The sequence below is a fragment of the Pseudovibrio sp. Ad37 genome (assembly GCF_001623075.1).
Lineage (GTDB): Bacteria > Pseudomonadota > Alphaproteobacteria > Rhizobiales > Stappiaceae > Pseudovibrio.
On record NZ_LMCF01000013.1, the window covers coordinates 1 to 21,199 of the forward strand.

17 protein-coding genes are annotated in these 21,199 nt (G+C 49.8%); 3 read left to right on the forward strand and 14 right to left on the reverse strand.

What is annotated here, in order from left to right; translation table 11 throughout:
• Positions 1 to 357: 357 nt before the first annotated feature.
• From PsAD37_RS03640 to PsAD37_RS03700, 12 genes are all read right to left on the reverse strand, one after another.
• Positions 358 to 621 (reverse strand): hypothetical protein, encoded by a 264-nt coding sequence (locus PsAD37_RS03640; RefSeq protein WP_063294981.1) that lies wholly within the window; start codon positions 619 to 621, stop codon positions 358 to 360.
• A gap of 464 nt (positions 622 to 1,085) precedes the next feature.
• Positions 1,086 to 3,122, reverse strand: coding sequence for a DUF6371 domain-containing protein (locus PsAD37_RS03650; protein WP_208991668.1), 2,037 nt, complete (start codon positions 3,120 to 3,122; stop codon positions 1,086 to 1,088).
• A gap of 70 nt (positions 3,123 to 3,192) precedes the next feature.
• Positions 3,193 to 3,510, reverse strand: a complete 318-nt coding sequence (locus PsAD37_RS03655; RefSeq protein ID WP_063294984.1) for a hypothetical protein — start codon at positions 3,508 to 3,510, stop codon at positions 3,193 to 3,195.
• Positions 3,507 to 3,740 carry a helix-turn-helix domain-containing protein gene (locus PsAD37_RS03660; RefSeq protein ID WP_208991669.1) on the reverse strand — a complete coding sequence of 78 codons (234 nt, stop codon included), beginning with the start codon at positions 3,738 to 3,740 and terminating at the stop codon, positions 3,507 to 3,509. Before PsAD37_RS03660 ends, PsAD37_RS03655 begins: the two co-directional genes overlap by 4 nt.
• Before the next feature lie 74 nt (positions 3,741 to 3,814).
• Complete coding sequence (locus PsAD37_RS03665; protein ID WP_063294985.1) at positions 3,815 to 4,627, reverse strand: hypothetical protein; 813 nt, start codon at positions 4,625 to 4,627, stop codon at positions 3,815 to 3,817.
• Between the two features lie 45 nt (positions 4,628 to 4,672).
• On the reverse strand, positions 4,673 to 5,596 hold the full coding sequence (locus PsAD37_RS03670) for a restriction endonuclease (RefSeq protein WP_063294986.1): 924 nt from the start codon (positions 5,594 to 5,596) through the stop codon (positions 4,673 to 4,675).
• Positions 5,597 to 5,602: 6 nt separating this feature from the next.
• Positions 5,603 to 6,418 carry a hypothetical protein gene (locus tag PsAD37_RS28280; protein WP_063294987.1) on the reverse strand — a complete coding sequence of 272 codons (816 nt, stop codon included), beginning with the start codon at positions 6,416 to 6,418 and terminating at the stop codon, positions 5,603 to 5,605.
• Positions 6,418 to 8,124: an AAA family ATPase gene (locus PsAD37_RS03680; RefSeq protein ID WP_063294988.1), complete on the reverse strand. Its 1,707-nt coding sequence runs from the start codon at positions 8,122 to 8,124 to the stop codon at positions 6,418 to 6,420. The genes PsAD37_RS28280 and PsAD37_RS03680 overlap by 1 nt, the downstream gene beginning before the upstream one ends.
• 6 nt (positions 8,125 to 8,130) lie before the next feature.
• Positions 8,131 to 9,669 carry a restriction endonuclease subunit S gene (locus PsAD37_RS03685; protein WP_063294989.1) on the reverse strand — a complete coding sequence of 513 codons (1,539 nt, stop codon included), beginning with the start codon at positions 9,667 to 9,669 and terminating at the stop codon, positions 8,131 to 8,133.
• Complete coding sequence (locus PsAD37_RS03690) at positions 9,666 to 11,309, reverse strand: N-6 DNA methylase (protein ID WP_063294990.1); 1,644 nt, start codon at positions 11,307 to 11,309, stop codon at positions 9,666 to 9,668. The genes PsAD37_RS03685 and PsAD37_RS03690 overlap by 4 nt, the downstream gene beginning before the upstream one ends.
• Before the next feature lie 49 nt (positions 11,310 to 11,358).
• Entirely contained in the window at positions 11,359 to 14,751 is a 3,393-nt protein-coding gene (gene hsdR, locus PsAD37_RS03695; RefSeq protein WP_208991670.1) for a type I restriction-modification system endonuclease, read from the reverse strand.
• Between the two features lie 96 nt (positions 14,752 to 14,847).
• Positions 14,848 to 16,095, reverse strand: coding sequence for a site-specific integrase (locus PsAD37_RS03700; protein ID WP_063294991.1), 1,248 nt, complete (start codon positions 16,093 to 16,095; stop codon positions 14,848 to 14,850).
• Positions 16,096 to 16,529: 434 nt separating this feature from the next.
• Between PsAD37_RS03700 and PsAD37_RS03705 the strand changes: the two genes are divergently transcribed.
• Positions 16,530 to 17,384 carry an MFS transporter gene (locus tag PsAD37_RS03705; RefSeq protein WP_208991671.1) on the forward strand — a complete coding sequence of 285 codons (855 nt, stop codon included), beginning with the start codon at positions 16,530 to 16,532 and terminating at the stop codon, positions 17,382 to 17,384.
• A 26-nt stretch (positions 17,385 to 17,410) separates the two neighbouring features.
• On the opposite strand, the gene guaD is transcribed toward PsAD37_RS03705, so the two are convergent.
• Positions 17,411 to 18,736, reverse strand: a complete 1,326-nt coding sequence (gene guaD, locus PsAD37_RS03710) for a guanine deaminase (protein ID WP_063294992.1) — start codon at positions 18,734 to 18,736, stop codon at positions 17,411 to 17,413.
• Between the two features lie 119 nt (positions 18,737 to 18,855).
• Positions 18,856 to 19,389: a glycine cleavage system protein R gene (locus tag PsAD37_RS03715; RefSeq protein ID WP_057461659.1), complete on the reverse strand. Its 534-nt coding sequence runs from the start codon at positions 19,387 to 19,389 to the stop codon at positions 18,856 to 18,858.
• Between the two features lie 436 nt (positions 19,390 to 19,825).
• On the opposite strand from PsAD37_RS03715, the gene PsAD37_RS03720 reads away from it, so the two are divergent.
• The gene (locus PsAD37_RS03720; protein WP_063286606.1) at positions 19,826 to 20,089 is read left to right on the forward strand and encodes a DUF6732 family protein; all 264 of its coding nucleotides are present in this window, start codon (positions 19,826 to 19,828) and stop codon (positions 20,087 to 20,089) included.
• Positions 20,089 to 21,198, forward strand: coding sequence for a sirohydrochlorin chelatase (locus PsAD37_RS03725; RefSeq protein WP_063294993.1), 1,110 nt, complete (start codon positions 20,089 to 20,091; stop codon positions 21,196 to 21,198). The genes PsAD37_RS03720 and PsAD37_RS03725 overlap by 1 nt, the downstream gene beginning before the upstream one ends.
• The last annotated feature ends 1 nt before the right edge of the window (position 21,199 follow it).

Here is a 21,199-nt window from a genome sequence, read left to right on the forward strand (position 1 = left end):
GCAGCAAGAAGTTATCAAGCACTGTGGCAGGCCGTAGGCCAAGTCTGCGACCTCTTCACAAAGCAAGAGTGCAACAACTTCTTCAAAACAGCTGGATACATGACCGATTAAACGCGACAAGCTCTAGACACCATTGAGCTAAATCGCCAAAAACATCTCGGTCCAGACCAATACTGGGGTGATCCAGTCAAACGAGCACAACGTTTCCTAGGCGGCATCGATCACAAACGCGCTGCAGCAAAGGCAATACAACTAGGACCTGTCTGCTAGTCACCAATCAAAAAAGGCCTGAGAAGCATCACGCTTCCCAAGCCAGAATATTCCGTGAGAGGCAAGGCCCCTCTTCATTCCGTATTTTTAGTCTTTGGAGACTTCCAGCGCGCAAGGTTCGAGCAGCTCGGAAATCTTCTCGCTACTTCCCTGCACATCCTCAATGTGATTGCGCACAGTATCAAACAGCGTCAACAACGCTTCATATTCCTGTGTATGCTCCATGCGTTCGCTCAAAACCACACTCATGGAATAAACTAAATTTTTGAGGTGGTTAGTTGCTAAGCTAAGCTGATCCACTTCATTGCGAAGGGACGTATGGGCACATTTCTCTTTACCAGTTTCTGTCATTTCAAGCCCTCTACTTTGGGTGTTGAACAACCACTCAGCAGAAGGCTTCTGACAACCCACTGGTGAGCGGGAGGTTCAGAACCTGCAAGTAGACAGGCGGGTTTATTCCCCCGCGAAGGGTATTATATTCACCGCCCTCCCGCCCATAAGCGAGAGTTTGCGTTTGGAGAACGAACTCCAGACACAAAAAGACCGCGGATTAACGGCTGCGGTGACCGCTACTTGAAAAGAGGTTCTGATGCCTCAAGATGAGCATGCGATGATTGGCGCAAGGTGTCAATGCAATGAAACTGAATTCCTCCACAAACCCATAGGATTAGCGGGGCCAAAAAGGGAGAACAACAACAAGAACATCAACACCAAGCCCTCGCGAAAACCACATAGCCGCTTGCGCCGTGGTCTCGAACTACCCGCAGTCAAGGGAAAGCCCAGGAAGGACCCATGATGTCTTGAAGGGAAAACGGCTAAATCACATCCAGATAGATCAGCCGCTTTGAACCCGTCGCCTTCTTCAGCACCTGAATACGCTTCTGCCTCAGCAGTGGCGCTGCCCGATCCACCGCACTGCCAAACGCATTCACCTTTGTCGGCCAGAAACGTGAGGATCTGATCTGGTCACACACAATCATATTGAGTTCAGCCAGCAGCTCAGTTGCCGTGCCCACCCAACTCTCACCACCTTGCCGAACCATGAGAAACTCATGAAGCGCCACAGCAACCGGATCACCTTCAAAGACGGCCTCTGCTGTACCACGCCGGTTGCTCTCATAAGCCTCCAGAAACTCACCCTCTTCCCAACCAAGGCCAGAAGACGCAGCCACCATCAACCGCGCAAAGTCCGCCATGCGTGGATGGCGCTCCAAACGCACACTCTCAATACTGCGAATAGCTGCGCTCAACGCATCCAGCAATGCGCCAAGCATACGCGGTTTGAGCTGCTCCCATTCTTGCCAGAACAGCTCTTCCGGCTGACGGCCCACCTCATCAATCCGCTTGAGACGAACAGAAAGCGCTCGCTCTGCCAGATCAGCCCGCTCAGTCAGCGCGGGAATGCCATTAAGCAGCACAGGCCGCGCCCCTTGAAACCAATAGGCATCTCCATCCGTGTGCAATTTGCGAGAAATAAACCCACTCCCCGTCGCCATCCGGCAAATTGCATCAGAGAGCCAGCCTTCCATTTTCGAGACATTATCGAAATTAAGCACATGCCCGTTTTGCGCCATCACCATAAGATCACGCTCATCTTTGGGAAGTGAAGACGCAGAAACCGCACAAGGATCTGTAATCGACCGCAACAGCCGCGCCATAGTACTCTTGCCGCTGCCTTGCTCTCCTCCAAGCGCCAATACCGGATAGCTACGGCTACGCCCCCAAAGAGACGCCACCATCCATCCAAGAATAAGCTTGCAGTCCTCTTCCTCCGCATTGATAATATGGTGCATCTCTTCAATGCCATATCCTTTTTCAGGCACGGGTAACGGCGACATAGTCTGCTTGCGGATGAACTTGATGGCTGGATTTTGTACTACCCTCCAACCGTTGCGGTTGATACGGACCGCTCGCCAGTTCTCATCTGTCAGATCCAGCCAACTTTCCCCATCCTGCCAGCCAGTCCGCATAAACGGCACATGGCAGGCACCTTGCTCCAACGCCCGCACCTCAAACACGCGCAAGGCATCACCTAGATTCTGCGTTGAAGGTGCAAGCCCGGTCTTCTCATAATACCGCCCCACCAACCAACGTTTGAAACTCTGGCTCTCAACCGACCAATGCTCATAGTGATCATTCACCAGCACAGTGGCAAAGGCATCTTTCTGCGGTGAGTGCCAAAGCTCCAGATCCTGCGCGACTGATAACAAACTCACACCACGCACACGTGGCTTAGCTTCTCGCTCTTCCGCATCCTTTGCCTGAGAAGACAATACGAAGGCCTCAGCTTGTTCTGACGTCCATCCATCTGCCAAAGCATCCGCCGCATCCCAGCCTTTGGCAACATCATCCGGTGGCACAAGAACCGATACAGTTGCAACCCCAACCTTCTCAAGGCAACCCGCAACATCATCAGCAAATTTCAGCCCAGCCTCATCCGCATCAGGCCAGATGGCGACCTCTCGCCCTTGAAGCACAGACCAATCCGCTTTCTTAGCTGCATTGGAGCCACTAGGTGAGCTGATACAAACATGTCTCAATAACAATTGCTTGGCAGCATCTGCAGCCTTTTCTCCCTCAACAATGACAACAGGCATATCCGAAGTTTTGGCAAGTAGGTCTAAACCATATAGAGGCCTTGGATGCGGCCACGTCTCCCACCGCCATTTCAATTGCCCTGCGACTTGGAACAAACACAAAGGGCGATAGCTCTTCCCCGCCTCGGCCTCATCAAACCGGCACACATACCCAAGCACTTCACCCGCTGCATCGCGGTATGTCCAGCACTGTGAAGGAACCCCAAGCTTAGGATGAAAGGCATGTGGCTCCGGTGCCCCATCTGACACCGGCATTACAATCACCTTCTGAGGTTGTTCCCGCTTCGGCTTTGATGCTTGAGTTGGTTTAATTGGAGCAAACGGATTACTCATAAGCATCCACACCAATCATGTCCGCCAGATTACAAGCAGCTTGTTTTTGCGAGAGCGAAAACAGATAGGCTCCAAGGCTGATAAAATCCCGCCCACCTTCACCAGTGGCAAAATCACACCACAAGCCAGAAGCAACGTTGACTTTGAATGACCCGGCACGGCGATCCATCCGGCGCGGGTTCTTCACGGTATACTCGCAGCCACAAAGCCGCCCACCGGGGAGCCACTGCCTGCAGATCGTATCACCATGCAATAAAGCAGCTCTGGCGATTCGCTGGAAAGCAACGCGGGGATTGTGCCGCCGTCTCATGACCTCGCCCCCACTTCACTTGTGGAGCTTGTCAAATGAGATTCAATCCATACCTGTATGTCAGAAGGCCGATAGCGAACCGACTTGCCCAACTTCACATATTTAGGCCCGCCGCCGCGCACCCGCCACGCCTGTATGGTCCGTATAGAAATTCCAAGATAATCCGCCGCCGCCGCCTCTGTAATCAAGGCGTTCTCAACGCTGTTCAGTTCCGTCCTCATAACCATCATCTCCGCTCATTTGCGATGATGGGATCATGACGAGGTGTCAGCAGTCCTAGCAGTCAAAAGGGGATAAAACCATTTTACCCATCCCCATCAACAACCCTACGCCAAAGCTGAATCTTCTTCGTTTTTAGCCAGTTTCTGACTTGCTCTGCATCTGGGACACTTGCACCTCGCATAACCTGAAAGCAGTCAAGGAACATGGAAACAAGTTGAGCGCCATTTTCTGGAAAGCCTTCTTGTCCAAGTTTGAGAACAAGAGCATCATAGGCCTCGTCCCATAGATACTTTTTGGGACGCCCTGAGCTTGCCTGCTTTGGCAAGCATGCCTCATCTTTCAGTTTACTCGGATGGTAGATCTTCAAACCTTCTGCGACCTGCACCCACTTACGCGTATTTGTGCGGCCTAAGGTACAACTCTCAATTCCAACCCGCGTATGGGTATAAGTCCAAAGCTCTGGGGGAATGAGTGTCTCTTCAGCAATTGGCCTATCCCGACCTTTCGCAACCAGTTTGCCCGTAGCGAGTTGAGATATAAGCGTTTCATAGCGCCCGAACACTGCCAAAAAATATTCTCGAACCTCTGGAGAGGATGCCTTCCGCGCTTTTCGAACAACCCGTGTCTTCCCCCTCACACGAGTATATTTGGCTTTGATTTCCCGCGTTAAATCGAATGCCCATTTTCGAGGCTCCACAATGACTGGCCATCTTGGGTGCTTGTTAAAGGTCCAATACCGAATGATTGCTTCAGAACTTGGCCCAAAGCTTGGCGTTTCAGCTTGAACGGAATTGATAGCTTCCAAAACTTCAGGTGCTTGGCAAACAGTTCTCACAAACGCCTGTCTAAAAGACAAGTCGTGCAGCCCCAGAAGTTCCTGACACTCTTCATCCATCAGCTTACCTTCTCCTAAGAGCTTTATGGAAGGCTAGCGCATATCTCACAGCTCTTCAGCAAAGAAATCCTCATCCATCCGCTGAATGGAAATGGTCCGGCTGGTACGTACGCCAACGCCATGCTCAACCATGAGCTTGGTTAGCGAAGCACCATCAATCAGGATGATCCGCTGAACCAGTCCTTCTGCATATTCTTGCGCTTGCTTGCTGAAGCTGGATGTTGTGACAAAAATCCCCTTGTTAGCACCCAGCCCAACAAGAGAACCCACAAACCCCTGAACATCTGGACGACCTACCACGTTATCGGCTTTATAGCGTTTGGCTTGCAGATAAACACGATCAAGACCAAGGCGATCTTCATCGATCACCCCATCAACACCGCCGTCACCAGATCGGCCAAGCTGGCGAGCGGCCCTTGCATGAGAACCGCCATACCCCATGGAAATCATCAGCTCGATGATTAGTCCCTCAAAAAAACTTGGAGAATTTTGCAGTATTCGTTCAAGAAGATCAGTACCAAGCGATGAGCGAAGCGTTGCATAGGCATTATCAATTTGCTCTTCTGGCGTAGCTGGATCGTCAGACAACGAAAGATCTACACCATTCTTAGTGGAACCAGTTTCTTTCCCACGAGCGCGAAAATCCTGAAACTTCTCGTAACGTGTCAAAAACTCATTGCTAATGCGATCAGGCGAACTCTCAAGTACTTTTCGCCCCTCTTGCGTCGCCACAAAATACCCTCGGCTAGGGCTTTCCAACAAGCCTGCTTTGGAAAGGTAAGTCTTCGCCCAATGGATACGATTGTTTAAGCGTCGCGTTTGTCCACTTGGCAACAGTTCTTCAAGGTCTTCTGCGGTGAGCGAAAATTCAGCAGCAATCGGCATGACCAAATCAGTCACACGAACAGCCCCATTTTCAGCAAGTCGCAAAACAGGAAGCATCAGGGTTTGATAGTCGGGAATGGTCATAGGATACTAGCCTAACAATGTCTGCAACCAAGGATGCTCAGTAACGCGTCGCTTTTTCAGATGGTTGTACATTTCACCGCTAAAATCAGAGCCAGGGGAAATCATACGAAGAATTGGCTTCAAAGCATCTCTATATTTTTTTTGCCTCTTAGCGGAACCATCCAACTCATAGTATCGATCTTTCGCAGCTACAATTTTCTGATCTAAATCCCTAATTTGGCTCAGCCGCATTTTGTTCAAAGCATCTTGATGCAAATGATATAGCAAAATAGAAACGCTAACGCGCGCGCATTCGTTGGGGTCATCAGTCGCCGCCACAGGGCTTCCAGACTCTACTGAGCATCCTAAAAGTTTCCATTCTCCTTCTTCACAAGGATCAAGGAGTAATGGTGCTTCATCATCAATATCATCATCTTCGCAATATGCGCGTGAATCTTCGTCCTCAAGTGGAAAATGATCTGCCTTGCCGCCTTCGGTGCCCCCACTCCTATCTTTACGCTTACTATTACAGAACGTGCAGATGTACCGGAAATTACTCAACTCAAACGCCAGCCATTTATAACCTGAGTGCTCCTCCAAAGCCTCAGCCACGCGGTTTTTGGGACGAAAGTGATCAATTGCATTATCAGATCTAGCAGCAGGAGCTTCACAAATCCAACACCGTTTATCGGAAACAGCTGCGAAGGGATCTTTTAAGCACCTCCAGATTTCTGAGGAGCCGTCGGGCTTAGCACCATCTACCATGACACGCTGTTTTGCTCGCGCGGCTCGGTCTATCCAACCTTCTGGTAACTGAATTTTATCTTGATCAATCCACCGCATCACTCGTTATCCTCATCACCCTGAGCCAACAAGTCTGCAATAACATCACTCGCAATCGCCTCGCGCTCCTCTCGGGATAAGCGAGACACCCCTTCAGCAACATCTGTGCGCTCTTGTTCTTTGAAACGCTGCTGGAGAGCACTACTACGCAGGCGCAAGTAACGTGAATATTCGTCGTCTGGATGAAAGAACCTAAAACCTAGGCGGTCCAGATCCTTGTTGATTTTGGTGAGCCGCTCAGCATCGTCTAAAGAAAGTTTGTCCTTACTGCCCAACTCACGTTGTTCTTCAAGTAAATCCTGAGTGTCTTGATCGAGTGTAGATGCAATCCCAAACATCTCACTCGTCACAATCGACGCATACCCCATCCCCTTAGGGCTCTCTTCTGGGTAGCTTGCAACAACACGCCTATGCTTCTCACTTTCATCAACGCTTAGGATCTGGACCTGTTCGCGCTCAAGTTCAGCAATCGCCATAGGATTATGTGTAGTGAGAACAATATGGCTGGTGTCTTCTTGCTCATCATCGGTACTTGCAATGAACTTTTGGATGTAATTGAGATAATCAACACTCCACCTTGGATTGAGGTGAGTATCAGGTTCATCTAGCAAGAACAGGCTTTCTTCCCCTGCGGTGAAACGCATAAGGCCCAATACTGTGAGAAGCTGCCGCTCTCCCTCGCTTAACTCGCTAAACGTAACCGGCGTCTTGTTCTTCTTTACACGTACATTGATGCGAACATCTTCAATCAGCTGTGAAACATGTGTGCTTTCAAGATCGCGGAAGAACTCGGCTGGCTCTTGCTCGCCAACAAGCTCCTTCAGGGCACCAAGGTCCTTTACGAGGAGATATTTAAACTCGAGAGATTTTTTGTTTCCCCACTGAGAGACGACTTCGGTTCGCTTGATATCGACAGGGCAAATGGCGATGTCCATCAGTCGGTTAAGGAACCCCTGCACAACACCTTTCGCATTCCAGAAACGCTCATCCCCCTCTTTCGAAGTCCATGGAGGTTGGCGCAAAACAAACAGGACTGAGTCGAGCCCGCTTTCCGGTTCCAAGCTCAATTGCTTTTCCAGAAACTCACTCACAACGTCGCTCTGACCAATCAAAAAGGCCAGCAGAACAAATTGACTGTGCTCAGGCAGGGCAAAAAATAAGCGCTTGAGGCCAGGATCGTCTCCGGCACGCAGTTTCTTGTCGTATTTCGTCAGATATGGCGTGTAGACGTTTTGCAGACGATCACTTTCACCTGAGTAATAGCTAAAAACGAAACGTGGAAGGTTATCTGGATCTTTGAGAAACGCTGGTAACCTCAGAGCGGCTCCGTTCTCATCCGCAAAAAGATCGTCCAGTATACCGGGTACCGCATTTTCACTGTAAGAAACCCGAGCTTTCAGCTGTTCAGACTTGCGGTCTGGATCATTTTCCAGAAACACTTTTCGAGCTCTTTCGCCCTTCCCGATCTCATAGGAAAGTTCGAAGGCAAAGTCGATCTGGGGTTTGTTCGTCTTGCTTGGGCTAATCAGCTCTCGAAATATAATCGATAGTGCTTCGAGTACGTTGGATTTACCGGTGCCGTTCCAGCCGATGACAACAGTAACCCAATGCTTCTCATCAAAATCAATGCTAATATCTTTTAGGTTTTTATAGGAGTGCGCCGGACTATCCTTCGCACTCCCAATCTTAAATTTATCTAGCCGCATAAAATCCTATGCCACGAATCTAACCATATCTGTTTGCTTGATATCATCTTTATTCCGAACGGCTTTGATTTCAATTTTATTTTGTCTTTCAAGATCCAACAACTGTTGGTAGATAAGCTCTATCTCTCCCGTGCTCGTTCCATCTTTGACCCCACAAAGCTGGAACAACCGCTGAGATTCAAGCCATTCATCTGCCTCTTTCAGGGCGTCGAGAACTGTTTTTGCCATTTTGGAAATCTCTGTTTTCTTGCGAGAAACTTTTTTACGTACCACCTTCGGCTGTGCTGCCCGTTCTGCTTTGATGCGCTCTAAGAGCACGGAGGCAGGTTCGTCATTAGGATCTTGCTGCACCAACTCACCGCGAAACGCTTTGGCGAGGATTTTTTCATCTAACCTGTCCACGAGATGCAGTGCGCGCTCGGCTTCCACTGCCAGTCGGTCGATATTGCCAAATGCCACCTCAATACGGGTGACAATTTCTTTTTGTTCTGGGATAGAAGGGATTGAAAACGAAAACTCTCTAAGCTTCTTTGCGTTGATATTCGACTGGCTAACGCCATCTGACTTTACTCTCCAACTATAAGCTCGCCCTTCCGGACTATTCAGAGCATAGGTCAGATATTCAGGTAGCAATTTTTCACTACAACGAACCTTTATTAAGTATCCGGCGTATATTGCTTCACGCTCACCTTTAAAAAGAGCAGTCTTACCAACCAATTCAGGACTGTTTGTTCTATTGAAGAGCACGTCTCCTTTGTGGAGGCGGTACTTAGCCACTTCATTGTCAGAGGTCGCATAAACGAGGCTATCCCATACTAATTTTCCATCTTGTATATTACCCATCCGTAGAACAGGGACAGAGCCTTCTTTTGCTGATTTTGAGGAAGAGCCATAGGAAAAACTATCGGCAAAATCCAAGAGCTGTGCTGAGTCTGGCCATTTAGCGTTTTTCCGCCAATCAGCCGTCAGTTCCCCGCTGAATGCCTTTTTGAGGATGGCCTGTTTGTAGCGTTTGGTGAGGGTGTCGATGCGGGCAAGGCTCTCCCGCGCTATACGAGATTTTGCCGTCAGGCTCTCGATCTTCGCCACAATCCGCTTCTGCTCAGGAAGCGGTGGAAGATTGAGCGGAAACCCTGAAATGGACTTAAAACTAACCCTAGGCCTATCCCCAGTACTTACACGGTTGCAGTATTCAAGAAACTCAGAGCTAAATAACTGATTTCGTGTAAAAGTTAGTTCACTAGCTCCGTTTTCTCGCATCACGATAAATTCAGCAGAGGCAGTGCCATCAAAATTCGCAATAAATATCTTTCGCAAGTATGGTCGAAGCCGACCAAACAAAAGATCTCCGCGATTGAAAGTTATTACGCTACTCTTTAGTTGACCTGTATCAGCTACGTTGATTACTCGGCCGGTTTGAGCTTCGACGTCATCCATGCCGAGGAAAGGCATTGTATCTGAATTTTGCGGATTGAGCTTTACCTTAGATTCGCTAACTATTTCGCCTAAAGTCGTTCCAATCCACCCTTCAGGAAGCCCACTCATAGCTCTGCCCCCACAGCGTCAGCGCCGTCTTCCAACTCAGCGGAGAGTGCTTCAATCTCGCTCATAGCAGCGGTCAAATGCCCAAGGATAGCAGCAGCGATGTCTTCCGGCTCACTCAGGCCTTCTTCCTGTTCTTCCTCATCATCCTGAAGCCATTTAATATCCAGATTATCACCACGCGCTGCAATTGCATCACGAGTGAAACAACGGAAACGACCTTCCTCGCCTTCATCCGTACGCTTTGTTCCGCCATTCGCATCAGCTCCATAAGCTTTCACAAACTCGGCAAAATGGTCTTCAGTCAACGGGCTAGTTTTGCCAAACTGGGGCATCTGGCTGCGCAGGTCATAAACCCAGAGCTTCTGCGTCTCATCAGTTTTCAGGCTGGCAAGCTCAACCGCTGCGCTCTTTTGCAAGAAGATCACATTGGTCTTCACCCCTTGGGCATAAAATATACCCGTTGGCAGACGCAGGATGGTGTGCACGTTACATTCCCGCATCATCTTTTGGCGCAGGGCTTTGCCTTTGCCATCTTCAAACAGCACATTATCAGGAATAACGATGGCCGCACGACCACCGGGCTTTAAGCCTCTGATGCAGTGTTCCACAAACGGTAGCTGATAACTGGAAACATTGGCCGTCTCGGAAAGATCGTCCCGTGTCGGTTTGCCCCCAGCAGGACCAAACGGCGGATTGGTGAGGATCACATCCACCTTCTTCTTACACATAGCCTCTCCGTCAGGAGAAAGCGTATCACCTGCCAGAATATGGCCGGTATCAAAGTCATGCAGATAAAGGTTCATGAGCAAAAGGCGATAGGTATCTCGCACGTTTTCCATACCATGGAAGGCCTGCTCCTTTTGAAACTTCGCGCCCTCTTCACCCAGATCAAAATAGTTATCTGAACGGGCTTTCATATAGCGGTCAGCAGCAATCAAAAATCCGCCTGTGCCCGTTGCTGGATCTTGAATGCGCTCGCCCGGCTGAGGCTGCATTAGATTTACAATCACATCAATCAGCACACGTGGCGTAAAATACTGGCCCGCTCCTTTTTTGGTCTCTTCTGCGTTCTTCTGTAGGAGCCCTTCATACAGATCGCCAAACTGGTCACGCTCAATATCATGCCAGTCAACCTTGTCGATCTCGGCTACCAATTTGTCGAGATTGACCGGGTCACGTAAGAAGGTGGCAGAATTCTCGAAAATGTCCTGCACCATCCTCGGAATTCTTTTGGCTGCCTTGTAGGCCTTTACTGCTTCCTCGTGAGCTTCTTTAATAGCCTTTACTTTTTCTTCGCCTAAAGCTTCCTCTTGTTCTTTGCTGATTGCAACTTCTACAGGTTTACGTAGGAGCACATCCTCATCACCAAGGCGAAACGAGGTTGTGCTAAGTGCGGTAAGCAAATCGCGATAAAGGTCCAGCCGATCCAGATTATCCGCCTTCACCAGATCCCTCCAGCGCATCCCCGTCGGTATCGCACCCACCTCCTTTGAAATCCCATTCTCGTTCCTCTTTTCCTCCATCATTTTGAGAAAAAGAAGATAGGTCAGCTCCGTCACATATTGCTGATAGGTGATGCCGTCTTTGCGCAGAACGGAACACAAGCGCCAGAGCTTCTGGACGATACTATTGGTATTCATAGGTTATGGCTTCCAGTTGGAGCGTATTTTATTTTGCTATGCAGATTGATTATGCAGCTGAAGAAGTCCAGATAGCCTCGTTGATTTCCTGCAAGACATCACCAAGTTTCCCGTCAAACTCTTTCGAGATACGTTTAAACCCGCCTTTATCCTGAAACACTCCCTGATTCAGCAAGGATGGGTCAGCAACAGGCTTATCTTTCAGCGCTCGGCCAATACGGCGCAACCACTGAATTTGGTTAGATTTCCAATCTCGCGAGCCAATAATCTTCTCAATGGCGTTTTCCACCCGCGTTGCATACGGCACCAACGGATCACCCAGCGCAGCTTGTCGCACATAACCGATGATATGAGCCGCAATATCAGCATTGCGAGCACGGCCATAAGCAGCCCTGAGCATAGCCTCAGAAAAATGCGCTTCATCCAATTGAGCTGCTAGGTCTGTCAGTTCCTTGCGGGTGAGATTGCGCGGCTTTTGCGTGACAGCTACCATCGCTGGAATACTATTCATATTCTCACGCACATAGGTCTCAAAGCTCTCGATATAGCTTTCCGGTGTGGCGTTGTCTCCAAACACTTCACGAATATGAAGCAGCTGATCTTCATGATAAGAAATCGCCACACCATTCTTCAGCGGGTCTTTCTTCACCGGAGCACGAACGAGGTTTTCCAATGCACGAGGATGCTTGTTCAGCCAGTCTTTCACCTCCGCGCCTGATTTGCGCGATAGACTATTAATGACAGAATCAGCCTCACCACCCATAGCGCTATCCAGCGCCTCTCGCCCTGCTTCATCCGTACGTTTTGCAAGTCCCCGCATTTTTACTACAACTTGCCCGGCAACCCAGTCCTGCTCCTCCGCATTAGGTGCGCGATCAAGATCAGCAATAAGCTCAGCCAGAGGGATGCTCGGCTTTACAACAACCGGACGCATATCGCTCATTTGCTGTAGTTCAGCATAAAGATCCACCGCGTCAAAAATGCGGAAGTTCTGCTTGCCAATCTCGGGGCAAAGGCGTGTGGCACGGCCAATCATCTGATCATACAAAATGCGGCTTTTCACCCGGCGCACAAACACCAGATTGGCAAGTACAGGGATATCAACGCCAGTGGTGAGAAGATCAACCGTGACGACATATTTAGGCAACGGATCATTGCGGAATTTCTTGATAAGTCCTTTTGCATCGCGCACAGAGCCGGTGATTTTCATCACCATATCATTGTGAAGGTCGCCGTACTCTTCGCGTAATTCTTCCTTCAACAACCGCACAATGTCATCGGCATGAGTATCCGTTGCGGCAAATATCAGTGTTTTACCCGGTGCATCAGGAGCAATTTCATTAGCGACAGTCTGGCAGACAATGCGGTTGAAATTCTCTGAATAAACGCGGCGGTTGAATTTGGCGAGCTCGTATTCCAACTCAACTTCATCAGGCAGATTGTGAAGTGTGACTTCGCCTGTGTGGCGATCAACGATCTCGACCTCTTCGCCACCGTTGAACGTAATGCCAGCTTCTGCAAGTGCGGTGGTGATGCGTTTTGGTGGTAGATGATCAATTAGGAAGCCCTCAACCACAGCCTGGCGATAACCATAGGAATACGATGGTTTTTCACAGTCAAATATCTGTAGTGTGTGCAACGCTGGTGTTGCAGTCAGGCCAATTTTCACCGCATCAAAATAACTGAGTACATTGCGATAAGCGGATTCATAGGCAGACACGTCACGATAAACTTCCTCGCCCTCTCGCAGATCTGCATCCAGCGTGTAGCCTCTGTGTGCTTCATCAATAACAATGCAATCATACATACCCGGTGTGAGGCGTTCTTTGGGATCTTCTGTATTGTTAATGCGTGCCACAAGGGATTGTACTGTCGCAACGTGTATTTGCGTTGCATCATCGGGCAGTTTCTGATCAAGCCCAGCCACATTGTAAATCTGGGAGAATTTGTAAAAGCCCTCAAACTCGGTTGTATTGAGAGCATCAGTTGCCTGATCTCCCAAGGCGGTGCGATCAACAAGAAAAAGAACACGGTTGAAACGCTTGGTTTTCAGCAGGCGGTACATAAGAGCGATACAAGTTCGCGTTTTGCCAGTACCCGTTGCCATTGCAACCAACACAGAGCGTTTCCCAGCTGAGATTTCTTTCTCAACCGCATCAATGGCTTCTTCTTGGTAAGGGCGCAGGCTGGTCTGCCCAAAAGCCTCTTCAGCAAGCGCATTATTGGCCTGCTCGGTATCCTGCTTTAACTTACCGGCTAAATCTTTGGGTGAAAACCAGCTAGGCAAAACACTCGCATGATTGGTGTGCAAACGAACGTCTCTAAACCAGATACCAGATTTGGTTTTAAACTGTCGGACGAATGGGCGACCATTACTAGCAAAGATGAAGGGCACTCGGTAAGGTTCATCAAGCCCATGTTGCCAAGGCGCATCTAGGAGCATTTGCTTGACATCAAGCTTAATCTTGTGCGCGTATTCATCAGCCTGTTGCAACACGCTTGGAACATCTGCAGATTGCCGTTTTGCCTCAATGACCCCAACGCATTCAAGACCAACGAACAAGGCATAATCAACACGACCACCCTCAGTTGGCCACTCAGAGATTGCCTGATTCCGCCCTTTCTCAGGTTGAGCACCAGATGAATAGCGAAGAGTAGAGGTATCAGCTTCCCAGCCAGCATCCTGCAACTGACGATCAATCAACTTACGCGTATCGTTCTCGTTTAGCTTAAGCTTTGCAGCTGCGTTCTGTCCAAGCGTCTTCAGCTTTTGCAACTGTTGCTCGGTTTGCTCTTCTGCTTGTGCTTGAAGCTTTGCAACGGCCTTTTCTAGCTCAGCATTTTGCTTTTCAAGGTCACTAAGAGAACTTACCGCTCTCTCAGCCTCCTGACGAACCTGATCAAGCTCTGCAGCTCTTTCCTCTTCATTCTTCGCCAATTCTTTTAGGCGACCCTCGAACACTTTCGATTGTTCTATATAGTCTGAAATCTCTGCAGCAAGCTCGACAGAAACAACCTTTGGAGCCTTGGGCACGATGAATGGCGGCGGCTCGTAATTTGCTTCAGGCCCATAGCTACGCTGATACCAGACACCTAACACCATACAGAATTTAAGCGAAGTGAGCGCTTGGCCAGATGTTCCCACAATACCATGGGCTGCATCGTTCCCCGGCTTTCGAACAGCATGAAAAAGATCTGCAACTTGCTTGGGCAGAATCCCATCACGGCTTAATCGGTTAAGGAGCGCAAAAGCGGTTTCTTTGTCTTCTGATCGATAAGCAGCCGCACGTGCAGCTACATCCTTGACCATAAATTCGGTAAACTGTCGTGTTTTGATAAGGCATGTATTTGCATCCAGAGCAAACACCTGCTCTGCAACCATGCCAAGGCGGCAAAGATCAGAGTTGAGGGTTTTTAGGTGAAGAAAGTTTGATTGTGACATCATGAGCACCAAAAAACGAATATGAATCAATAATATAAATTATTACACTCAATCTCGACCCACAACCTATTATTGCAAATCTGAGTAAACTCACAATCACTGTCCCCTCAACCCCGCCTCAATCCGCTCCCCAACCGTTTCTGAGAGCACTCGGATAGGGTGCGCATCGTGGTTCACATAGCGGTTGGTGATGGTCACGTTGCGGTGGCGTAAAAGGTGACTGATGAGGAAAGCGTTGCTACCTGATTGCGCGGCGAAGGTGCCAACCGTATGGCGCAGGTCATGAATGCGGACATCTGGAATGTCTGCATGATGGCGAACGCGCTGCCATGCATTCTCCACCAGCTCCTTGGTAATGTGCCGTGTTGGGTCGTTGATGCGGGCAAGCACATAGGGGGAGCCGTCCAAGCGCGGTATATCGGAAAGGATGTCCAGCACATTCCCGCTGACCGGATGCGGTTTGCGGCCATCCCCTTTCTTCGAAGGTAAAGCAATTGCCCCCTCGTCAAAGTCCACATGCTTCCATTCAAGAGAAGCGATCTCCATCAGCCGCGCACCTGTATAAAGCAGCAGCTTGAGGCAGAAGAGCGCCATCGGGTTAACTGGTGTTCGCCGCTTCTCGATATCGTTGCGCAGATGCTTTGTGTGTTCCGGTTTCGCCTTGATGATCCATGGGAGCCCTTCTTTCTCTGCAAGCTCCAGCGTCTTACCCAAGCGCTGTAACTCCTCACCAGATAGAAACCGGTCGCGCTCATTTTCCTTATAGCGTTTGATCAACCTCACAGGATTACTGTGCTCAGGTCTCAGCCCCCACACTTCAGCCAGATTGAACGCCTTGGAGATGATCGCTAGCACATGGTTTGCTTGTCGCGGAGTTCTGCGCATGGAGCGATGTAGCTTCGAGATATCCTGCCGTGTGACAGAGGCTAGCTTCGCTTTGCCTAAAGGCTTCCTCACACAACGTTCAAGAATACGCCGTATCTCAACAAGCGACTTTGGTTTGTTATGCACCTCAACATGTTCGCTCAAATACATATCAAGCAAATCATCAACTGTTGGTGCATTACGAATGATCTTGCGATTAACGGTTGGGTCTTCCCCATTACGCACCTTGGCCAGAATATCGACGGCCAGCCCCCTCGCCTGATCCGGTGTCAGCTCACCGTATTTGCCGAGGGTCATCCGGCGAGAGCGCCCTTCTAGTGTGCGATATTGAACAATGAAGGTTTTGCGCCCGGTTGGCATCACCTGCAGCCCAAACCCCGAGAGCTTACCATCCCAGACGAAGTACTTCTTCGCCGTTGGCTTGGCTGCATCGACCGTCCGTTTTGTGACATTGGGCATCAGACAAAACTCTCCCGCTGACGGCCCATGACAAGAACCACCACACGTGCGAAAATAAAAGTTAAAATTAGTCCCCGAATGCTGCTGTTTCTGACGGCCTGACAGCTTGTGACAACCTTTTGGGCTTCTCTAATGACCGTGTGCAAAACACGGCCTCATCCCCTTATAGATCGCTTGCGCTATGCCTACCGTTTCTTGTCAGCATATTGTAAGCAAATGTACGAGTTTCGCAGCGAAATGCAAGGTAGGCAGAGGCAAATAATTTTCTACAACTCATTGATTCATAGTACTGAATCGTAGTAGAGTGCAAGTGGACGTGAGTTGCAAATTGCAACTTCTTGTCTTCAGGGCCGTTAGTGAGTGGTTACTTCACCAGCTATTTCTCTTGGAGATGGATTTTCTGGATCAACCCACCCTTTGTTTTGATCGTCTGCTTGGTTATCGCATTTGCGCCGTTGAGGGGACGGATTGCTCACGGACAGGATAAAAGCCTTTCGGATTACTCTTTTAACTGGCTCGGCATCATCACATTGCTTGTGGGGCTTTTCTTCTTCGTTCTGGCCATCATGCAAGCGCCGGAATGGGGTTGGACATCAAGAGATATCGTCTTGTCATTTGTTGTTGGGGTGTCCGCGCTAGCTATCTTCCTCTGGAATGAATTGCATATAAAAGCGCCGCTCATTCAAGTGCGTTTCTTCAAGAAGCCTTCCTTCGCAGTTGCGGCATTTGTGGTCTTTCAGGCGCAATATTCCAAGATTGCAATGTTCATTTTTGGAGCTTTGTACTTTCAGGATAAACTCGGTTTTGCCCCGTTCTTCGCAGGCTTGGCATTGATGTCGGCAGTCGTGATGAATGCAGCAACAGCTGGCTTGAGTGGTGTCTGTGTTGACAAGTTTGGTGTTCGTAAGCCGGCTATGTGGGGCTTGCTGGTGTTGTCTAGTTCTACGCTCTGGCTAACTGCCTTTATTGCCGAAGATAACTATTGGTTGCTGCTCCCCGCGCTTCTTGCATGGGGAGCGGCAATGCCATTGTTGTTCTTGCCATCAATGAAGTCATCAGTGGACTCAGTTGAGCTAACGAAGAAGGGGCAGGCGAGTGGTGTTATGATCACATCGCAAATGCTGGGTGGCACAATAGGAATGTCTATCTCCAGCTCGATCTTCCTTTTCACGGAAAGCTATGAGTACGTATTCGGCACCGCAGCAGCTGTCACTCTGCTCTGCTACCTGCTGTCTTTTATGTACTTCGGAAAAGATGCAGGTGCTCTCGACAGTGAAAAACAGAGCTGATGCAATCACCAGCTCTGACCGTAGCGTTATCCTGCTTGAGAATAGACCCGCTTGCCGTCCACATAAGTCGCTGCAATCGCGCGATCATCGCCAAGGATCATCTGAATAAACAGCTGCTCAATCGCGTTATTGGCGTAAGCCATGCGGTGGCGGATTAGTGGTGTTGAGAGTGGGTCAATAATAGCGAAATCCGCTTCCATACCCACTTTGATGTTACCGATCCGGTTTTCCTGATAGAGCGCTTTGGCTGAACCAACCGTCGCCAGATAATAGGCCTGTACCGGGTGCAATGAGTAGCCTTGTAACTGGGCAACCTCATAGGCCGTCCGCATTGTGGTCAGCATGGAGAAGCTGGAGCCACCACCCACATCTGTTGCCAGCCCTACAGTGATTGGCTCGTGTGTAAAATGCGAACCGCGTACATCAAACAATCCAGAGCCAATAAAGGTGTTCGAGGTTGGACAATGCGCAATGGATGTCCCGGTTTCATGAATAAGCGCTTTTTCACGATCATTCAGATAAATCCCATGCCCAAGCACACAGCCCTTTCCCAGCAAGCCAAAGTGTTCGTAAACGCCAACGTAATCAGGATGCTCAGGATATAGTTCTCCGACCCATTCCAGTTCCTGACGGTTCTCAGAAGTATGGGTCTGTAGCAAAGCTTCAGGATGCTCTTTCCAGAGCGCTCCGGTCGCTTCCATCTGCTCAGGAGTAGAAGTTGGTGCAAAGCGGGGAGTTATGGAGTAGAGCGCACGACCCTGCCCATGCCATTTCTCCAACAATGCTTTGGATTGATCATAACCTGTCTGCGCCGTATCACGCAGGTTTTCTGGCGCGTTGCGGTCCATCATGACTTTACCGGCAGCGATGCGCATGTTGTATCGCGCAGCCTGCTCAAACAGCGCATCTACGGACTCATGATGGATTGTGCAGTAAACGGAAGCACTGGTGATGCCGTTTGAAAAGCTTTGCTGCAAATATATGTCGGCAGCACGGCGTGCGTAGTCAATATCGCCAAATTTGGCTTCAGCTGGGAAGGTATAAGTGTTGAGCCACTCGATCAGCTGAGCGCCGTAGGAAGCAATAACCTCTGTCTGCGGATAATGGACATGGCAGTCCACAAAGCCCGGCAGAATGAATTTGCCGCTGTGATCATGAACCACAGCATCACTTGGCAGCGTCTTAATAAGCTCTGCCGCGTCGCCAACTGCGGTAATCCTACCGTTTTCGGTAACAACCAGCCCATCAGACCAGTCTGTCAGTGCCTCTGCCGGATTATCGCAGAACGGATCGCCGCTAAATTGGAATACATGGCCGCGAAGCGCTGTAATCGTCCGAACAGTGTCTTGCATCAGATCTTCCCCGGGAATTGAACCAAACAGCCATATCTAGCGTAAATCCCGGTAGGGATCGAGGGTAAATACGTAATTACTCGGGAGAGATCTGAGAACAACGTGATGCGTGTAAGAGATCAGTCCTCTTCTACTGCTGCCTCATTGAGTTCAACGTCAATCATCAGATCAGCCGCAATACCTTCCAATGCCTCAGAGACTTCTGCTGGCGACAGATGTGGCGGAATAATAATGCGAGCATTTGCGCGGAACATAAGATCACCACTCATGGAACCCGGTTCAACCAGTGACTCCAGAGTTTCAATGCTCACATGAAGATCTGCCAGCACGCTGGAGACACGGCTGATCATGCCGGGTTGATCTTGTCCCAGAATATGAAGAAGCGCATGAGCACCTGCTGGCGCATCACCCGTGTTGTGAACGTGAATGCCAATGGTAAGCCCCACAGACTCAAGCTTGGTCAGAGCGGCTGAAAGATCTGCTGCCTGTGCCTTTTCAACATGTACACGAACAATCCCCGCAAACTGGCCTCCCAGACGCGAGAGGGAACTGTCGATCCAGTTCGCTTTGTGATCAGCAACCACCTTGGAGATTTCACCAACCAGACCTGGGCGGTCATCAGCAACGACGGTGAGGACAAGCTCTTTTTTCATAACGCATTCTCCACAAAAGCGACCCCTGTGATAGGCTAGGGCCTTGCCTATAATAGCAATGCCAGATGCAGGTGTAAGTCAAACACTTCGATCAAGTTACCCGTATTTTTGCACCTAAGAAAACCTCTGGTATCGACCAATTGCGCAAATTATCATCTTGCTATCTCTAGGGGCGCCAACTAACTTGCTCCTCGTAAAACTATGGACGGCGTCCCGTGACGGACTGAAATGGATTTCGGGGGCGGTCGACCCACATCGGGGGCCAGAATCGAAGCTGTCTGACGAAATAATGTGTGAAGCTGCGGACTTATGGTGCGCGGCCGATGTTCTATTTCGTTGGTCCATCTATTGTCTTTGCGACGTCTCCTTAAATGACAGCGATAAACCCCTGTTGCCAGTGGCAATGGAAGGCACCGCTGCATGTTGGAGATAGAACATGTCTTATTTCTTGAAGCCCGCGCTCCTCGCAGGAGTGATGGGGCTTTCCTCGTCTGCTGCCTTTGCACATGCGGGACATTTAGGTGAGCTTGCTGGCCACAGCCATTGGATTGGCGTAGCCGCAGTCACCGGCGCTGCAATCATCGCTGGCTTGGCTGCCAAAGCAAAAAAACGATCCTCTTCCTCTGAAGAGAACTCGCCTGAAAATGCTGAGAGCGATGGCGCTCTCTCCCCAGATGGTACAGAAGCAGAGCCAGCATAATGACAATAAAAACAGAAGAAAAGCTCGGCGTCATGATCTGCGGACATGGCAGCCGAAACAAAGGTGCAGTTGCCGAATTTGCTCGCCTTGCAAAAGGTATGCGTGAAAGATTTCCGGATCTTCCTGTGGACTATGGATACCTTGAGTTCGCAAATCCAGTGATCCATTCAGGCTTGGACAATCTGCGCGAGCAGGGGTGCACGCGCATTCTTGCAGTTCCGGGTATGCTGTTTGCAGCTGGGCACGCAAAAAACGACATTCCATCTGTGCTCAACACCTATCAGGCCAAACATCCTGAAGTTTCTATTGAATATGGCCGTGAACTGGCCGTCGATACGCGCATGGTGCAGGCTGCAGGCGTACGCATTCAGGAAGCCATTGATGAAGCTGGTGGTGATGTAAAGCCAGAAGAAACCCTGCTTATGGTGGTTGGCCGTGGTGCGTCAGACCCGGATGCAAATTCCAACGTTGCCAAAATCACCCGCATGTTGTGGGAAGGCTTTGGCTTTGGCTGGGCGGAAACCTGCTATTCTGGCGTAACATTCCCTCTCGTTGAGCCGGGCTTGGAGCACGCTGTTAAGCTTGGTTACAAGCGCATTGTTGTGTTCCCATACTTCCTGTTCACCGGCGTTCTTGTGCAGCGTATTTACAACTTCACCGATGAAGTTGCAGCGCGCCATCCGGATATCGAGTTTATCAAAGCTGGCTATCTGAACGATCACCCGAAAGTCATCGACACCATGCAGGAGCGTGTGACGGAGATTGTTCAGGGTTCAAACAACATGAACTGCCAGCTCTGTAAATACAGAGAACAAGTTCTTGGATTTGAGGCTGAGATCGGCCTGCCTCAGGAAAGTCACCATCACCATGTGGAAGGCTTAGGCGACGAAGCAGAGTGCAAGCTGTGTGATGTGACGTGTACTGGAGAGTGCGATAGCAAGGACGCGGATGCTCATGATCACGCGCATAGTCACTCCCACGACCACAGCCACGGGCATGGACATCACCACCATCACGGTGACGACCACGGACATGACCACCATCATCATCCGTACCCCCATGCAGATCACCCGCTTGGACCGAAATCCATGTTGAAGGACGATGCCTGAG

Bases quoted from the DNA above. Each gene is read 5' to 3' on its own strand.
- PsAD37_RS03640 (WP_063294981.1), bottom strand. From the start codon at position 621: ATGACAGAAACTGGTAAAGAGAAATGTGCCCATACGTCCCTTCGCAAT.
- PsAD37_RS03650 (WP_208991668.1), bottom strand. From the start codon at position 3,122: ATGCCGGTGTCAGATGGGGCACCGGAGCCACATGCCTTTCATCCTAAG.
- PsAD37_RS03655 (WP_063294984.1), bottom strand. From the start codon at position 3,510: ATGAGACGGCGGCACAATCCCCGCGTTGCTTTCCAGCGAATCGCCAGA.
- PsAD37_RS03660 (WP_208991669.1), bottom strand. From the start codon at position 3,740: ATGATGGTTATGAGGACGGAACTGAACAGCGTTGAGAACGCCTTGATT.
- PsAD37_RS03665 (WP_063294985.1), bottom strand. From the start codon at position 4,627: ATGGATGAAGAGTGTCAGGAACTTCTGGGGCTGCACGACTTGTCTTTT.
- PsAD37_RS03670 (WP_063294986.1), bottom strand. From the start codon at position 5,596: ATGACCATTCCCGACTATCAAACCCTGATGCTTCCTGTTTTGCGACTT.
- PsAD37_RS28280 (WP_063294987.1), bottom strand. From the start codon at position 6,418: ATGCGGTGGATTGATCAAGATAAAATTCAGTTACCAGAAGGTTGGATA.
- PsAD37_RS03680 (WP_063294988.1), bottom strand. From the start codon at position 8,124: ATGCGGCTAGATAAATTTAAGATTGGGAGTGCGAAGGATAGTCCGGCG.
- PsAD37_RS03685 (WP_063294989.1), bottom strand. From the start codon at position 9,669: ATGAGTGGGCTTCCTGAAGGGTGGATTGGAACGACTTTAGGCGAAATA.
- PsAD37_RS03690 (WP_063294990.1), bottom strand. From the start codon at position 11,309: ATGAATACCAATAGTATCGTCCAGAAGCTCTGGCGCTTGTGTTCCGTT.
- hsdR (WP_208991670.1), bottom strand. From the start codon at position 14,751: ATGTCACAATCAAACTTTCTTCACCTAAAAACCCTCAACTCTGATCTT.
- PsAD37_RS03700 (WP_063294991.1), bottom strand. From the start codon at position 16,095: ATGCCCAATGTCACAAAACGGACGGTCGATGCAGCCAAGCCAACGGCG.
- guaD (WP_063294992.1), bottom strand. From the start codon at position 18,736: ATGCAAGACACTGTTCGGACGATTACAGCGCTTCGCGGCCATGTATTC.
- PsAD37_RS03715 (WP_057461659.1), bottom strand. From the start codon at position 19,389: ATGAAAAAAGAGCTTGTCCTCACCGTCGTTGCTGATGACCGCCCAGGT.
- PsAD37_RS03720 (WP_063286606.1), top strand. From the start codon at position 19,826: ATGTCTTATTTCTTGAAGCCCGCGCTCCTCGCAGGAGTGATGGGGCTT.
- PsAD37_RS03725 (WP_063294993.1), top strand. From the start codon at position 20,089: ATGACAATAAAAACAGAAGAAAAGCTCGGCGTCATGATCTGCGGACAT.